16 protein-coding genes and 3 tRNA genes are annotated in these 16,365 nt (G+C 27.7%); 5 read left to right on the top strand and 14 right to left on the bottom strand.

The features are described from left to right. Positions 1-2: 2 nt before the first annotated feature. The 13 genes from VBM86_RS00830 to VBM86_RS00770 all read right to left on the bottom strand — a co-directional run bounded on the left by VBM86_RS00830 (position 3) and on the right by VBM86_RS00770 (position 10,678). Entirely contained in the window at positions 3-1,217 is a 1,215-nt protein-coding gene (locus tag VBM86_RS00830) for a DNA polymerase IV (RefSeq protein ID WP_323177384.1), read from the bottom strand. Continuing rightward, entirely contained in the window at positions 1,201-1,623 is a 423-nt protein-coding gene (gene sufU, locus VBM86_RS00825) for a Fe-S cluster assembly sulfur transfer protein SufU (RefSeq protein ID WP_323177383.1), read from the bottom strand. The genes VBM86_RS00830 and sufU overlap by 17 nt, the downstream gene beginning before the upstream one ends. Further along, positions 1,613-2,767, bottom strand: a complete 1,155-nt coding sequence (locus VBM86_RS00820; RefSeq protein WP_323189542.1) for an aminotransferase class V-fold PLP-dependent enzyme — start codon at positions 2,765-2,767, stop codon at positions 1,613-1,615. Before VBM86_RS00820 ends, sufU begins: the two co-directional genes overlap by 11 nt. Then, positions 2,767-3,285: a hypothetical protein gene (locus VBM86_RS00815; RefSeq protein ID WP_257088811.1), complete on the bottom strand. Its 519-nt coding sequence runs from the start codon at positions 3,283-3,285 to the stop codon at positions 2,767-2,769. The genes VBM86_RS00820 and VBM86_RS00815 overlap by 1 nt, the downstream gene beginning before the upstream one ends. Further along, a complete protein-coding gene (locus tag VBM86_RS00810; protein ID WP_323177381.1) occupies positions 3,285-3,728 on the bottom strand; it encodes a transcription antitermination protein NusB in 444 nt (147 codons plus the stop codon). The genes VBM86_RS00815 and VBM86_RS00810 overlap by 1 nt, the downstream gene beginning before the upstream one ends. Before the next feature lie 105 nt (positions 3,729-3,833). Then, positions 3,834-5,252, bottom strand: coding sequence for a hypothetical protein (locus VBM86_RS00805; protein ID WP_323189541.1), 1,419 nt, complete (start codon positions 5,250-5,252; stop codon positions 3,834-3,836). Between the two features lie 122 nt (positions 5,253-5,374). Continuing rightward, positions 5,375-5,448 (bottom strand) — tRNA-Gly (locus VBM86_RS00800). A gap of 95 nt (positions 5,449-5,543) precedes the next feature. Continuing rightward, positions 5,544-5,620 (bottom strand) — tRNA-Arg (locus tag VBM86_RS00795). Between the two features lie 5 nt (positions 5,621-5,625). After that, positions 5,626-5,700, bottom strand: a tRNA-Cys gene (locus VBM86_RS00790). 211 nt (positions 5,701-5,911) lie between these two features. Continuing rightward, the gene (gene dnaK, locus VBM86_RS00785) at positions 5,912-7,714 is read right to left on the bottom strand and encodes a molecular chaperone DnaK (protein WP_257088817.1); all 1,803 of its coding nucleotides are present in this window, start codon (positions 7,712-7,714) and stop codon (positions 5,912-5,914) included. Between the two features lie 102 nt (positions 7,715-7,816). Next, the gene (gene grpE, locus VBM86_RS00780) at positions 7,817-8,713 is read right to left on the bottom strand and encodes a nucleotide exchange factor GrpE (protein ID WP_323189540.1); all 897 of its coding nucleotides are present in this window, start codon (positions 8,711-8,713) and stop codon (positions 7,817-7,819) included. A 36-nt stretch (positions 8,714-8,749) separates the two neighbouring features. Beyond that, positions 8,750-9,793: a heat-inducible transcriptional repressor HrcA gene (locus VBM86_RS00775; protein WP_323176531.1), complete on the bottom strand. Its 1,044-nt coding sequence runs from the start codon at positions 9,791-9,793 to the stop codon at positions 8,750-8,752. 108 nt (positions 9,794-9,901) lie between these two features. Further along, positions 9,902-10,678 carry a class I SAM-dependent methyltransferase gene (locus VBM86_RS00770; protein WP_323189539.1) on the bottom strand — a complete coding sequence of 259 codons (777 nt, stop codon included), beginning with the start codon at positions 10,676-10,678 and terminating at the stop codon, positions 9,902-9,904. Between the two features lie 197 nt (positions 10,679-10,875). Here VBM86_RS00770 and gap point away from each other — a divergent pair, with 197 nt between their 5' ends. From gap to VBM86_RS00745, 5 genes are all read left to right on the top strand, one after another. Continuing rightward, a complete protein-coding gene (gene gap / locus VBM86_RS00765) occupies positions 10,876-11,877 on the top strand; it encodes a type I glyceraldehyde-3-phosphate dehydrogenase (RefSeq protein ID WP_323189549.1) in 1,002 nt (333 codons plus the stop codon). Positions 11,878-11,968: 91 nt separating this feature from the next. Next, positions 11,969-12,739, top strand: a complete 771-nt coding sequence (locus VBM86_RS00760) for a hypothetical protein (RefSeq protein WP_323189538.1) — start codon at positions 11,969-11,971, stop codon at positions 12,737-12,739. A 154-nt stretch (positions 12,740-12,893) separates the two neighbouring features. Continuing rightward, positions 12,894-13,355, top strand: a complete 462-nt coding sequence (locus tag VBM86_RS00755) for a YhcH/YjgK/YiaL family protein (RefSeq protein ID WP_323189537.1) — start codon at positions 12,894-12,896, stop codon at positions 13,353-13,355. 13 nt (positions 13,356-13,368) lie between these two features. Continuing rightward, positions 13,369-14,724: an asparagine--tRNA ligase gene (asnS, locus tag VBM86_RS00750; RefSeq protein WP_323189536.1), complete on the top strand. Its 1,356-nt coding sequence runs from the start codon at positions 13,369-13,371 to the stop codon at positions 14,722-14,724. Between the two features lie 75 nt (positions 14,725-14,799). Continuing rightward, positions 14,800-15,570, top strand: a complete 771-nt coding sequence (locus VBM86_RS00745) for a hypothetical protein (RefSeq protein WP_323189535.1) — start codon at positions 14,800-14,802, stop codon at positions 15,568-15,570. Between the two features lie 41 nt (positions 15,571-15,611). Here the strand turns inward: VBM86_RS00745 and VBM86_RS00740 are convergent, their stop codons facing one another. Beyond that, a complete protein-coding gene (locus VBM86_RS00740; RefSeq protein WP_323189534.1) occupies positions 15,612-16,355 on the bottom strand; it encodes a hypothetical protein in 744 nt (247 codons plus the stop codon). Between the last annotated feature and the right edge of the window lie 10 nt (positions 16,356-16,365).

Below are 16,365 nucleotides of genomic sequence, written 5' to 3'. Positions count from 1 at the left end.
ACCTACTTTCTGTATAAGCTACCTTGTAAGGTGAATTTGTTTTTTTCTTTGTTTACATTTTTAGTTACACCAATGTTTGCAAAGTTAATATTTAAGTTTTCATACTTTTTAATTTCAGTCGCTTCCTGAAATAATGGAACTGGTATGTAAATATCAAAAACATCTCTAAGACCTGATATTCTTACACCTATACCAATGTATTCTTTATCCCTGAAGTGTTTATCAAATAAATCAAAAGCAACTCTATGTAAATCTTCATATGTGTTGATATATTTGGAAATTTTATGTTGCTTTGTAAATCATTTTTTCTCTTTGGTTCTGATTAAAACAGAAACTACATTTCCAACTAAATTGTGTTTAATAGCTCTTCCTGAAACTTTTTTAATTAGATCATCAAAGTATTTGATTTTAATTTCTTCATCCATATAGTAATCTTCAAAAGTTATTTCATTCCCTAACCCTTGAAGTTGTTCTTCGTGATGTTGAATATTTTCATAATAATAAGGTTGTAAATTTTTAAGTATTGTTTCAGCATACTTACCAAATAATGTTTGCATTAGCAACATATTTGTAGATGCTTTATAAAGGTCACCAATTGTTTTTAGTCCCATTGATTCAAGTTTTGGAGCAGACCTTCAACCAATTCCGTGAAATTCACCAATTGGTAGGTGAAAGAATTGATCTTTGAAATTAGCTTCATTAGTAAATCCGATTCCAAATGGTTTTGAAATATTAGTAGTCATCTTAGCTAAAAATTTGTTGTGAGATATACCGATTGTGATCGGAATATCAAAAACTCTTAAAATTTCTTGTTGGATTTGTCTAGCTAAAAACTTTGGTGAAACTTTTGTTTTATAAACTAAATTAGTTACATCTAAAAAACATTCATCAATTGATGATATATGAATATTTTCAGTGTATTTTCTACCTAAAAAACCAAAAATAGAGTTAGATGTACTAATGCATAAATCCATATCAACATCAACGAACACTGTTTCAGGAACTAGTCTTTTGATTTCTTCTTTTTTCATTCCAACACGAACTAATTTTGTGTTTTTTAATTCGTAACTAATAGATACAGCTATTGCATGTGATTTGCTTTTGCATATTGCAATTGGTTTTCCTTTGAGTAATGGATATTTTAATCTTGCTACTGATGCAAAGTAACTATCAAAGTCAATATGGAAAATAATTGGTTTTTTAGTTGTTGTTCTCATCTTGGTAAGCTTTTGCAATTAAAAGAGCACAATTAACTCTATTTAAGTGTGATTTAACATTATAGAAAACTCAAAGGTTTTCTAATTTTGTAATTTGCTCATCGCTTAATTGTTCTTGATTAACAAACTTTTCAAAAAGCGAAATAAGATTTGAGATTTCTTCTTTAGTTTTGTTTTTAATTAAACTTAAGAACATATCAGTTGAAGCAACAAAAATTGCACATCCAATTCCGTTAAAGTTTGCTTCTTTGATTTTGTTATTTTCTCATTGAATGTCTAATTGAACTTTGTCAGAACAAGTATTACTGTAATGGGTTTGAAATTTATCATCTAAATCTTTTTTGTTAACTGGGTTTTTATAATGCTCCATAATCATTTCACGAGCTTCATTTTGATTAAAATGCATAAAAGTCACCTCCATTTTTTAACTCTTCAATAAGTTTGTCAATATCTTCATATGAATTGTAAATTCCAAGTGAAATTCTTAAAAATGAATAATTATCTTGAATGTTTCTTAAATAAGGAGCACAGAAAATTCCTGCTATTGTGTAAATTCCTTTTGAACCTAAATAAGTAGCAACATCTTGAGGATTAATTCCCCTTACATTAATAAGCGCAATGTTGTCACCTGGTTTTGAGAAAACTTCAATATTGTCTAATGTAGCTAATTGATTGTGTAAGTAAGTTGATAAATCCTTAAGAATTTCTTGAGTTTTTTCATATCCAATTGAGTTGAAAAAATCAAGTGATTTATCAAACATAAAGAAACCACCTAAATCAGGTGTTCCTGGTTCAAATCTTGAAATTGTCTTTTTAATAGTTCAATTATTATCTTTACCGATCGCATCAACTGAACCACCACCAAATTTAACTGGTCTAAATTGTGAAAGTAATGTATCTTTAATTGCTAAGACACCCATTCCTGTTGGTCCATAAAATTTATTTGTGCTGAATGCTATTGCATCAAAATCATTTAAGGAAGTTTTTTTATGACTAATAGCTTGTGCTGCATCAGCTAAAATTACAATATTTTTTTCTTTTGCTATCTTACAAATTGTATTAATATCTAACTGAATATTAAAGTTGTTAGTTTCGTTAGAAAATGAAATGAGTTTAGTTTTCTCATTAATATCACTTAAAATGTCATTTGAGATAACAACTTTTGAATTTGTTTTTTTAGCAATTTCTAATCAAGGAATAATGTTTGAAGAGTGATTGTATGAACTTAATAAAATTTCATCACCATCTTTTAGAATTTGCCCCATCATTTGGGCAAACATATTAATTGATTCAGTTGTTCCTGATGTGAATATAACTTCTGTTTCTTTTGCATTGATTAAATCAGCAACTTTTGAACGAACTCTTGAAATTGTTTGATTAACTTCACTACCGATTGGTGTATCTGCTGTACGTGATGAAATTGATTTATTACAATAAAAATCGACTAAAGCATCAACTGCAGTTTGGGGTTTTAAAACTAAGGCAGCTGAATCAAAATAAACAATAGACTTTAAGATTGGAAATTGTTCTCTAATTTCTTTATTTTTCATTAAAGCACCTTCTTTAGAATAGAACGTAAAACAGTGTTGTAATTTGGTAATTTTTGAAACTCATCTAAAAAGTCATAGTAGTATGTTCTTTTAACTTTATTAACTAAAAGATCAAACTCGTGTTTAGTTTCTTTTTTTGATAATGACTTATTGTTAACTAACTTAATTTGGTTATTTTCTAAATACTCAATATCAAAAGTCAAATTATCAATGTTGTAATATTTAGCAATTAGTTGATAGAACATAAAATGATAAAAGTTGCTAATCATTTGCTTTTGAGCATCAGTTGCATTTTCTTCAAATTCAATGTGACTTAAAAACTTATCAATAAGTTCATTAAGTGTATTTGAAGAAATACTCATTTCTTTTTTACTGTAAGCTGAATTATCTGCTTGCTTTTTGATTAACTTATAGTTAGCGAACTGCTCAATTGTAAAATAAAATTGCTTGATAATCTTTTTTAGATGTGAGTTGTATGCAATTACAAATTTAAGATTATTAATTTTGATTGATGACATTATTTTGCTTTATCCATTAACTGAATCAATTTGTAATAGTTTTCTAAAATACCATTAACAAATTTGTAGTAGCTTTCTTCTTGTGTCACGTTTGATTGGTCTAATGCTGGTGGGAAGAACATTTTTGTAATTTCAACTGACTCATTGAAAACAATTTTAGGTTGATTATTGAACAACTCAAAAGCACCGTTTAAAATTATTGCTCTAACAACTGGAGAAAGTCTTTCTCAACTTCAGTCACTGTTTAAAAGCGATGATAAAGTCTTTCTTAAAAACTTGTAGTTAGATGCAATTAAACTTAATCTTTTTGTTTCTTCAATATCAACAAAATCAAATTCAGTAACTGCAGTAGGGACGTCAATTGCTTCATTTAAAAGTTCATATTTGTAAAGAACTTGAATAACATTTAACCTGATTTCTCTTCTTGATTTTTTATTACTCATAAAATACTCCTTAAATATTTTTTTAATTATATTAAAAAAATGTTTTTGTGTATTTTGCTTTTAGTTCTATGGTATAGAAAGTTTAAAAAAATATCTAACTTTTAGTTAGATATATTTAACAGTTTTTCTTGCTTCAATCTTGTTTTTGATTAATTCAAGAAGTGAGAATAAAGTAGATAAAATAAGTACATAAATTGGAATTGAAATTAAGGTTCTGAATATGATTGGTATCATAATGATTAGATAATTATTTCCTACTGTGTAATTACGTTTTAAGAATAAGTTTGCATAATTAATGAAGACATAAGGCCCATAAATTCATCTACATACAATCATAACAATCAGAACAATTCCAATAATCATAAATAAGTTTATGAAATAACTTGCAATTCTCTTATTTTGATCTTGTTTTGTGTATACATAAAGCATTATGAACAATAGAACAAAAGTTAGAATAAATGAAATTGCAATTATTATGTATAAAGTTGCATCTGTAAGAGCACCAACTCCAAAAATTTTGCTGATTTTAAGACCTTCAATTAAGTTAGTTTTTTTATTCTTAAAAAAGAATTTTGGATTATCTGAATTTGATACTAAAACCACTGTAAGGAAGGTAGAAAAGAGTGAAATAAGTATCATTACAAATGTCGCAATAACTGCTTTTATTGATTTTGTCTTATACATAAAAATGAATAGTTTTGTAATCAATACAACTGCAATTGGAACTATTGCATACATTCAATATCAAGATCAAACTCCACCATTAAATAATAGTGCAAAAAAGTCTGATGCAACTCCTAAAAGTGCTGCTTTATAAGTTGTGAAAAAGATTGCATAGATAATGTAAAACACATATTCAAAGTTTAATCCAGCTTTAGAAAGTCCTGTAAATTTAACAAGTGTTTGGACTATTAAAAATAATCCCATTGTTATGCCGGCAATTGACATTTCATAAACATCAAATTTAAATTCAACATTTTTGAATCTTGAAAACTTGTTTTCAGATTCTAAATTGATTAAATAAATTAATTCATCAACCTTTTCAATCGAATTTCTTTGCTTATCTGAAAGGTATAAAGTGTTTACAAAGAAAATTTTGTAAACAACATCAATAGGTGGTATTACTGCTGTTATATAAAGTAAATTAAAAAGATGCTTTTTATTACTTAATACAAAATGCATTCTCGGATTAAAAGTGTAATAACCATTTTTAACTTTTTTAGCCAGCTCACTAGCGTCGTAGAATGATTTGAGAGAATAAATAACTCAAATTATTGGGGCGAAAATTAGATATGTATATCATTGATTATTCTCCACTACATTTGATTTTCCACAAATTGCTAAAACAATAAATGTAATAATTATTAAAAAGGTTATTATTTGAGAAATTGATTTGATTATCATCTTTTTATTTAGGAAACTTCTAAATAAATCATTGATATATCAACGATTACCTTTATACTCCAATGTCTTCATGTATTTTTGTCTTCATGTATTTTTGTCTTCATGTATTTTTGTCTTCATGTATTTTTATATTATAAGTAATAAGCAAATTTTAGTAAGTAAAAAAGATAAAAAACAACTCCCAAAAGGGAGTTGTCTTTCATAACAAAAAAACAAATGAGGTCAGCGATTTCTCGCTGATATGGAGCGAGTGAAGGGAATCGAACCCTCACAGTCAGCTTGGAAGGCTGAAGTTCTACCATTAAACTACACTCGCATTCGTTATTGGTGTAAATATTATAACACACAATTAATTTTTTATAACGAAATTTTTTAAATTTTTTATTTTCTCGCACAAAGCAAAGCAACATCTGGCGCGCCCGACAAGACTCGAACTCGTAACCTTTAGGGCCGTAACCTAACGCTCTGTCCAATTGAGCTACGGGCGCATTTATGGAGGCACCAACGGGATTCGAACCCGTAATCAAAGTTTTGCAGACTCATGCCTTGGCCGTTTGGCTATGGTGCCTTGTGCTAACTTATTATAGTATATTTTTTATACTATGAAAATTTTTTTATTAAATTTTTAAACAATTTAATGCACTATTTATAAATCTAATAAAAACATATATTTATTAACAATAAATATAGAAATAAATTGGTTTTATTAAGTTTTTTTACTTACAAAAGCAAATAAAAACACCATAGTTTGCACTATAGTGTCCTAATATTCATATAAATTATTCTTCAACTACTTCAGCAACATCTTCATCAGAGTTATTTTGTGATGCTTGTTGTGTATTTTGAGCATTTTGTTGAGCTGATGCATTAGCAAAGTTTCTGATAACTTCTTCAACTTGGTCTAATTTTGTTTTAAGAGCAGGAATGTCTTTTTTGTTAATTAATTCTTGTAATTCACTAATTAATTTTTCAGATTCTGCTTTAGCTTTTTCGTCTAATTTGTCACCTTGTTCTGCGTTAGCTTTCTTAATTTGGTCAATTAATGATTCAGCTCTAACGATTGTTTCAGCTTCTTCTTTACGTTTTTTGTCAGCTTCTTTGTTTAATTCAGCTTCTTTAATCATTCTTTCGATTTCTGCTTCTGATAATTTTGAAGAGTTTTGAATTGTGATTGATTGTTCTTTGTTTGTTTTAACATCTTTAGCTTTAACTGTTGTAATACCGTTAACGTCAATTGAGAAGCTAACTTCGATTTGAGGAATTCCTCTAGGAGCTGGTTCAATACCTGAAAGGTTGAATTGTCCTAATAATTTGTTGTCTGAAGCCATTTCTCTTTCACCTTGAACAACTGTAATTGTAACTTCTGTTTGGTTATCTGCAGCTGTTGAGAAGATTTGAGATTTTGTAACTGGGATTGTTGTATTTCTTGGGATAAGTGGTGTAGCAATACCTCCAAGTGTTTCAATACCTAATGTTAATGGTGTAACATCAAGTAATAAAATGTCATCAATGTCTCCTGCTAAAACAGCACCTTGAATAGCAGCACCGATTGAAACAACTTCATCTGGGTTGATTGAACGGTTAGGTTCTTTACCTAATGTTCTTTTTACCATTTCTTGAACAGCTGGCATTCTTGTTGATCCACCAACTAATAATACTTCGTGTAAGTCGTTAGCTGTAATTCCAGCTTCTTTTAAAGCATCTTCAATAGGTTTTCTTGTTCTATCTAATAAGTTAGCTGTCATAGCTTCGAATTCGCTACGTTTTAATTCTAATTCAACGTTTAATGGTCCGTTTGGTGTAATTGCTAAGAATGGTAAGTTAATAGCAGCTGTTGATTGGTTTGATAAATCAATCTTTGCTTTTTCAGCTGTTTCTTTTAATCTTGACATAGCCATCTTGTCGCTTCTTACATCAAAATCGTATTTTGATTTAATTTGTGAAATCATTCATTCAACAATAGCGTGATCTCAGTCATCTCCACCTAAGTGGTTGTCTCCTGAAGTTGATAAAACTTCAAATGTTCCGTTTTCTAATTCAAGAACAGAAACATCAAATGTTCCTCCTCCTAAGTCATAAACAAGAACTTTCATTGATTTATCAGTTTTTTCTAAACCGAATGCAAGTGCAGCTGCAGTAGGTTCATTGATAATTCTAAGAACATCTAATCCAGCAATTTTACCTGCGATTTTTGTAGCTTCACGTTGAGCATTGTCAAAGTAAGCTGGAACTGTAATAACAGCTTTAGTTACTTTTTTACCTAATTTAGCTTCTGCATAATCTTTCATATATTGTAAGATCATTGCTGAAATTTCTTCAGGTTTGTAATCTTTTCCATTTAGTTTAACTGTTTTATCTGTTCCCATTAATCTTTTAATAGAAACAACTGTGTTTGGGTTTGTTTCAACTTGTCTTTTAGCAGCGTCCCCAACAATAATTTCATCTCCTTTAAATGCAACTACTGATGGAGTTGTTCTTTTCCCGTTAGGATTTTCTAAAACAACAGGTTGTTTATTTTCAATAACAGTAACAACAGAGTTTGTTGTACCTAAGTCAATTCCTAATACTATTTCTTTAGCCATATTTAATCTCCTTTTGCAATAAAATGTTTTTTCATCCTCTTTTTAATATGAGTATATTATAACAGAAATTTAGCAAAACAATAATTTATTTGCTAAATTTTTTTATTTTATTTTTGAGATGACAACTGATGCAGGTTTAACTACTCTATCACCAATTTTTAAACCATATCTAACTACTCTTATAACAGAATTGTCAGCTTTATTATTATCATGTTCGATTTGAATAACTTCTTGAGTTTGAGCATCAAATTCAGAACCTACAATTGGGTCAATTAATTGAGCACCATTTTCGTTAAATAGATTTTCAAATTGTTTTGCAACAATTGAAAATCCAAAGCAGTAGTTTTTAACAACTTCATTATCTGAATTTAAACCAGCATTCATAGCCCCCATATAATTGTTATATGGTTCCATAAATTCTTCTAAAAACTTAGATAATGCATACTTTTTGTTTTCTAAAACTTCTTGTTTTTTTGCTTCATTAGTTTTTGTAACTAATTCTTCATATTTTTGCTTGAAGTTTCCATCTAATTCTTGAAGTTTTAATTTGTATGTATATTGGTCTAATTGAATTTTGTTTTCTAATTCTTTAACTTTTGCATTTAAAGAATCAATTTGTGAAGATAATTGAATTTTTTCTGCATTAAGTTTTTCAATTTCTGCAGCTAATAATTCTTTCTCTTTATCATTAGCTTTTGATTCTTCTTTTTTAATGTGTGAAATCTGAAGTTTTATGTCTTTTAAATTAACATAAGCTTTTTTACCACGGAAGTCTTTAAAAATGTAATCACTTGGAAACACTAATTTGATAGTTAATTTTTTATTAAATTTTTGACCAATTAAATATTTGTCAAAATCAGGTAAGTATTCATTTTTACCAACTGTGATTGTTTTTTTACCTTTAAATTCAATAACTTCTTTTGAATCTAAGAAAAGCTCAAATTCAGCAGTAATTTTATTACTCTCAAAAATCTTTCCCTTTGTTAAATAATTATTCATTTTTCTCCTCTTTTACTCCTAATTTTTACAGCAAGATTATTTTTTCTTATTGCTTAAAATTCTTTCCAACATTGCAAGTGCAGTCTTCATATCATCATATTTTGAAGTAGTAGCACCTACTATAGCAATTTCAGTGATTTGATTATGATTGCTAATTTTCTTAGACATATATGTTCCTGAATTATCAATTTGAATTCTTATGTTTTCCTCATCTTCAATTTGAGATTCAATACTTTCTCAAATTGAGTGATTTTCAATCAACTCAATCATTTTTGAAAGGTCTTCTCTTTGAATATTTTGACTCAATATAATGTTATTTTTTCCATAAACATTATTTTTATTTCTTGTTCTAGTCTTGAAGTTGCCAAAAACATTTCTAACAAATGAGTTGATAAGCTCTTGATATTTTTGAACTGCTTCTTTTAAAATAGGTTCTAAAATTGCAACAGTTTCAGGAATCTCACAAAGTGGTTTATCAACTAATCTTTCTTTGAAAATTCTTACTGCTGTTTTAACATCAGTCATTTTAAATTCGTTATTTTCAATATTTAAAATTCTTGAAAATACATCACCATTTGATGTAACTAATACAATTGTTGCTTTTGTAGGTGACAATACAACTAAATCAATACTTTTAAGAAGTGTTTGATCATCAATATTATTAGTTGTAATCATTGTATAACCTGACATATCAGCAATAATTTGAGCTGCTTTTTCAACTGTATTATCAATATCAACTTTTTTGTTTGCTAATATAGCTTCAATTTTGTTTTCAAATTCAGATGTCTGTGGTTTAGCAAGATATTTAGCATAATAATTAAGACCTAATAAAGTAGGAATTCTTCCACTTGTTCCTGACTCTTTTATAAGGTAACCTAACTCTTCAAGCTCACCTAAAATGTATCTCATTTTAGCGCTTGAAAAATCTAATTCAGGATGTACCTTACTATATTTTTCAACTAAATATGCGCTACTTACAGCGTTTCCTGTTTCAATGTAAGCTTGAACTGTAGATCTTAAAACTGGTTCGTGTTTTGGTTTTAATCTTGTGTAATCTGAAGTTTCTTTTTTTGTTTCCATAGAAAATATTTTAGCATAAGTTAGCAAAAAACAAAGCTAATTGCTAAAATTATTTACAAGATGAATTCTTCTTTATTTTAATAAAGAAGTCATTTGTTTAATTAACAATTAACTTTGTTTTTTAATTACATAATAGATAGCATTATCACTAAAATCTAATGCATTTTTTGTTTCTTTTCCTAAACTATCTCTATGTGCATATTTATAAATTTGTTTAATTCCAGCTTCATTTAAAAGCGACATAATTTCATCAAAATCATAATAAGATAAAACACCTTTTTGTCCTTCCTGATAGTAGACAAAGTCACCTTTATCTCAGTTAGAAATATTTTTAAACTTAATTTCTTTTTCTTGCTGTCTAATTAATTTTTCTCTATTAATATCACCTTTAGCTTCGTGAGCACTAAAAACTATGTATCCATTAGGTTTTAGTGCAGTATAAGCATTTTTTAATGCATTAATTTTATTAATTCTATAAGGAATGCACATTAGTGAATTGAATGTGAAGATCATAAAATCGTATTGCTTTTGATATTTATAATTTGATAAATCAACTTCATAAAAATTCACATTTATGTTAGTTTTGTTTGAATAATTTTGAGCTAAATATTCTTTAGCTTTTTTAATTGAATTTTTACTAATATCATAGCCGTCAAGGTTTAAAAATCCTAAATCAAGTGCTCCAAATATAAAACGTCCAGTACCTGTTCCTAAATCTGCAATGTTTGCAGTTTTAGAAATATTTAGGTTTTTTAGTCAATATTTTTCAGCATTTAAAATGCCAACATTTTCAATAGCTTCAAAATAATGTTTCAGTGAACTATCAGTATCATAAACTGAAGTTAACTCATTAACAGACATAGTAATAGTTTGTAAATTTTTCATAAAGCAATTATATTAAAAGTTAGATTATCGCACTCAATTTTTAGACTAATTCATAAGATGCATAAAGATAAAAAACTAATATTTAATTTACAAAATTAAATAAATACTCTTTTTTAAAAAAAGTATAATATATAAGCAATTTATAAATAGCTTTATAAATTATCAAAAGTTTAGTTTAGATATAGAAAGGAAGCAAAATTATGAAAAAAGTTGCTATTAACGGATTTGGAAGAATCGGAAGATTATTCTTACGTAGATTATTACAAACAAACTCAAAAGATATGCAAGTTGTTGCTGTTAACGACTTAACAGATCCAGCTACATTAGCTCACTTATTAAAATACGATACAGCATACCACACATTACCAGTTGATGTTGAAGTTAAAGAAGGTGCTATTGTAGTTAACGGAAATGAAATTAAAGTTTTATCAGAAAGAGACCCTGAAAACTTACCTTGAGCAGAATTAGGAATTGACCTTGTTGTTGAATCAACAGGATTCTTCACAAAACGTGAAGGTGCAGAAAAACACTTAAAAGCAGGTGCTAAAAAAGTTGTTGTTTCAGCTCCATCAGATAAAGATGTTAAAACAATCGTTTACAACGTAAACCACAACATCTTAACAAGCGAAGACAAATTAATCTCAGCTGCTTCATGTACAACAAACTGTTTAGCTCCAGTTGTTAAAGTTTTAGTTGACAACTTCGGAATTAAAAGCGGTTTCATGACAACAGTTCACGCTTACACAGCTGACCAAAGATTACAAGATGCTCCTCACAAAGACTTAAGAAGAGCACGTGCAGCAGCACAAAACATTGTTCCTACATCTACAGGAGCAGCAAAAGCTATCGGATTAGTAGTTCCAGAAGCTACAGGTGTTTTAAGTGGTTCAGCTCTTAGAGTTCCTACAATTACAGGTTCAGTAGTCGACTTAACAGTTGTTTTAGACAAACAACCAACAGTTGAAGAATTAAACGCAGCTGTTAAAGCAGCAGCAAGTGAAACATTATTATATACAGAAGCTCCATTAGTATCTTCAGATATCGTTGGTGCTACATATGGTTCAATCTTTGATGCTCAATTAACAGACGTTTTAGAAACAGAAAATGGAAGACTTTACAAAGTTGTTTCATGATATGACAACGAAATGTCATACGTTTCACAATTAGTTAGAACAGTAGAACACTTCGCTAAATTATAATAATCAATGACACAGCTAAACAGCTGTGTTTTTTATTACTCATCTTAAAAACTTAATATAATTAATATATTAATCATATTAAGGAGAAAATATGCCTTTTACATTAATCGCAATTTGTGTGATTGAAGTTATCTTAGGATGATTTGTTATTTTCGAAAAATCTGGTCTTTTATTCTATAAATCACTTCTAAAATTAACTAATGCAAAAATTGAACAACTTAAAATTTGAAATAAACAAAACATAGTGGTAAACATAAAATACCTTGAAGGTAAAGATTATCTATTGAAAACTATCCAAAACAAGGTTATTATTCCTGCAATAGTCCTATTTTTCATTCATGTAGCTTTATATGTTGTTTTATTTTTAGAACTATTTTTGCTACCTGGCAATGATCGTTTCAATGAAATATATAAAACATTATTCCCTATAGTTGTTATACCAATTAGTTATTTACAATTCTTTTCATTGTTTATTGCTTCTTACTTTTTTGTGTTCAAGAAAAGGTTAAATGATGAATTCAAAAAAGCTAAGAAAGTTAGATTTAGTTCTAATGTAGAAATGTTTGAAGGGATTGAATTAACTGAACCACAAATATCTGACATAAACTTATTCAAATTTAATGATAAAAACCCTAGATTAATTATTTGAAAACCTATTATGTTCTATGATAAAGCTGAATCATTTAGTTCAATTTTTCCTATTAATATAGCTTCAAGAAAAATGAAAAATAGAGCTGACATCGAAAAAATAGCATACTTCTTATTAAACTTCGATTCAATTGGAGATTGGCTCAAATCAGAAGATAAGCAAGTTTATGTTAAAGTATATAGAGCATTATTTGAAACTCAAAATTTCTTATAAATTAAACTATAAAACTACTTTTAAAGCTTACTCACAAGCTTAAAAGTAGTTTTTCTTATTATAAAATTAACTGAAAATACTTTTTATTTTCTTTAAGTTCATAAGTTGTAAAAAATAATATAATATTAAAATATTATATTATTAGGAGGGTTAAATGATATATGACAAGTTTGTCAACGTAGGTAAATATGATTATGGCAATAGTAGTTTAAGTAAAGCAATGAATTTAATTAATTCATATGATTTTGATAATTTACCATATGGTGTAACTAATATTGATGAAAATATTAGAATAGTGAAACTTAATTACACACCATTTTATAACCATTTATTTGGTGAAATTCATAATAGCACTATTGATATTCATATTAATTTACTTGATACAAAAGAAGTTGTTTATTATGATTTAAATCCAAATAATGTAAACAATGAAATTTTGAATGAAAATAAAGATAATGATGTTAAATTCGTTCAAGTGAATTCATACGATAATAAATTAATGTTAAACAAAAATGAGTTTGTTCTTTTCTTTGAGAATGAAACACATATGTTTGATTTATTAGACAAAAACAGTCCAAAAGACAAGATAATAATTAAAATTAAGACCAATAATTAATTAGGAGAAATTTATGTACTCAATTAAAAAAATATTATTAAGACCTGAGTTTTTTGACGGTTGAACTGATGTAACTATTAAAGGGTGAGTTTCATCAAACAGAGGAAACAAAAAAATTCGTTTCATTGAAGTAAACGATGGTTCAACTATTTCAAACTTGCAAGTTGTCTTCAAAGGCGAAGCTTTTGATTTTGACTTATTAGACCAAACCAAACCTGGTTCAGCAATCATTATTAAAGGTTCATTGCATGCAACACCAAATGCGCCTCAACCAATTGAATTAGTAGCTACAGAAGTTACAATAAAAAAAGTTGATGAAGATTATCCAATTCAAAACCAAGAAATCAATCTTGAAACATTAAGAGAAATTCCACACTTAAGACACAGAACAAACTTAATTAAAGCAATTATGCTTGTTAGATCAACATTAGCTCACGAAATTCACAAGTACTTCATTTCAAAAGAATTCTTCTTAATGGCTTCTCCAATTATTACAAGTAACGATGGAGAGGGAGCTGGAGAAACTTTTATAGTTTCAGATAACGAATCAAAAGATCCATTCTTTGGAAAATCTAAGAAAGCTACATTAGGTGTTACTGGACAATTACACGGTGAAAGTTACGCAGTTGGAATGAACAAAATTTATACTTTTGCACCTACATTTAGAGCAGAAAACTCAAACACAAAAAGACACTTAGCAGAATTCTGAATGATAGAACCTGAAGTTGCATTCTACAACTTATTTGATGTTATTTATTTAGCAGACGATATGCTTAAAGTTGTTGTAAGAAACACATTAGCTAAAAACAAAACTGAAATTAAATATTTAGATAAAGTAACAAACAATGGTTTAATCGAAAGATTAGAACACTTTGTTGAAACACCTTTAAAAATCATTGACTATAAAGAAGCAATCGAAGAACTTAAAAAAGTCGCAGATACTTTTGAAAACAAGGATATTTACTTCGGTTTAGATTTAGCTTCAGAACACGAAAAATACTTAACAGATAAACTTTATAAAGCACCGGTTGCAGTAATTAACTTCCCTAAAGATTTCAAAGCATTCTATATGAAACAAAACGAAGATAGTAAAACAGTTGCTGCATTTGACTTATTAGTACCTGGTGTAGGAGAAATGATCGGTGGTTCTGAACGTGAATCTGATTATGATAAATTAGTTACACGTGTAAAAGAATTAGGTATTGACCAAGAAGACTTACAATGATACTTAGACTTACGTAGATTTGGGCATATGTTAACTTCAGGATTTGGAATTGGATTTGAAAGATTAGTTATGTATGTCACTGGTACAGAAAACATTAGAGAAACAATTCCATACCCAAGATCAAACGGAAGCATCAAAATGTAATTTAAACACTCTTTATGAGTGTTTTTATTTTTAAAAAGACATGTAAATAATATAATAATTAAATAAAGGAGTTTAATGAAATTAATATTTAACAATTTGCCAATTTGAGCACACTTACTCATCTTAGCCGTATTTTTTGCAATTTTGATTGTAATACTAACTTTCGCACATTCTTTCATTCAAAAAACTGTAAGATTAACAAATTCATATAAACAAGTACAAATTCAAAAATGAAGTGAAGAAAATAAAGTTGTGAATAAAAAGTATTTAAATGGAGCTAAAAAGATTTTTAAATATATCACCATACCATTTATCATGCTTTCTGCTTGAATTTTTATTTCACTTGTCTTTTCTATTATGGATATAGTATATGCAGCTAGAGAATTAAGTATTAGTGATTCATTTGATACATCTGTTTTATATACATTGATAATAGCATGCAGCTGCATAATAATCACATTAATGTTCATTTTTCATATTGTTATGTATTCTATACAATATTCAAAATTTGTTAAATTGCTTAAACAAATTAAAAATAGCAAAATACAATGAAAAGAAAATGCAAAACTATTCACTAAAACATATGACAATAATGAAAGATCAACTGACTTTGAACTTAAACATATTGGTGCAAATAGCGACTTCAATAAATTTATGAACAATGGTGTTATAGGGTTAGCTGTTAAGGGTGTAAGAGAGTTGTTTGCTCCTAAATTATGAAAATGAAACAAAGAAACCTATAACGATATTACATACTTTGTATTCAATTTTGAAGATATCGAAGAATTTTTAGTTAATGAAAATGATTCGTATGTTAGAGTTTGAAAAGAATTAAATCAAAAGTAAATGAAAATCAACTAGATAGAAAATTCTAGTTGATTTTTTAATTAATAAAACTTTTTAATTAATTGGTAAAGTGATTCTATGACATTTGTATCATCAACATGCATTGAATCAACATTTACATATTGAGTGTCAAATAATGCATAGTATAGAACCTTACCCTCTTTAAATCATTTAGGTAATATTGCGTTTTTATATAATTTTGTGAAATTTGGAAGTCTATATGAGAGTGTCGTTGCTCTGTTTTTAATTATTAATTTGTCTAATTTCATTTTTTTAGGAAATTCTTTAGTTGAAATTTTTGAATAGAAATAATCTGCAAGATTTTTATGTTCTTCTGTTATATCAATAATTTCTCAACCTCTCATTGTTTTATGTCATACACGAGCTACTACGATGAAGTTTTTAAATAATAAATATGAGAAGTATCCATTCATTAAGATTAAAGCAATGATAATAAGCAAGTTTGTTATTCTAGTAATACCTTTGTCAGTATTTGTTCCTAAAAAATCTTTTAAAAAATATACTGATGCATTACAAATTGCAAATACATTAAAAATAAATTGCAGCGAAATTAAAATAATTAACATAATGTAATGAAAGTTTCAATATTTATTCATTCTTTCGTCAATTTTGTAAGAATTAAAGAATTTTTCATTATTTTGAAAATGTACTGCATTCATTTTTGCATGATTAATGAAGTTTCCATAAGTAATAGCAATAGATGCAAATAGCAATAGTCCTGTACTACTAAATGCAACTGCTAATCAAAAAAATACACTTGACATAAGACTCCTT

Source organism: Mycoplasma sp. 21DD0573, assembly GCF_034863425.1.
GTDB lineage: Bacteria > Bacillota_I > Bacilli_A > Mycoplasmatales > Metamycoplasmataceae > Mycoplasmopsis.
This window is presented reverse-complemented; position numbering and strand designations above follow the sequence as displayed.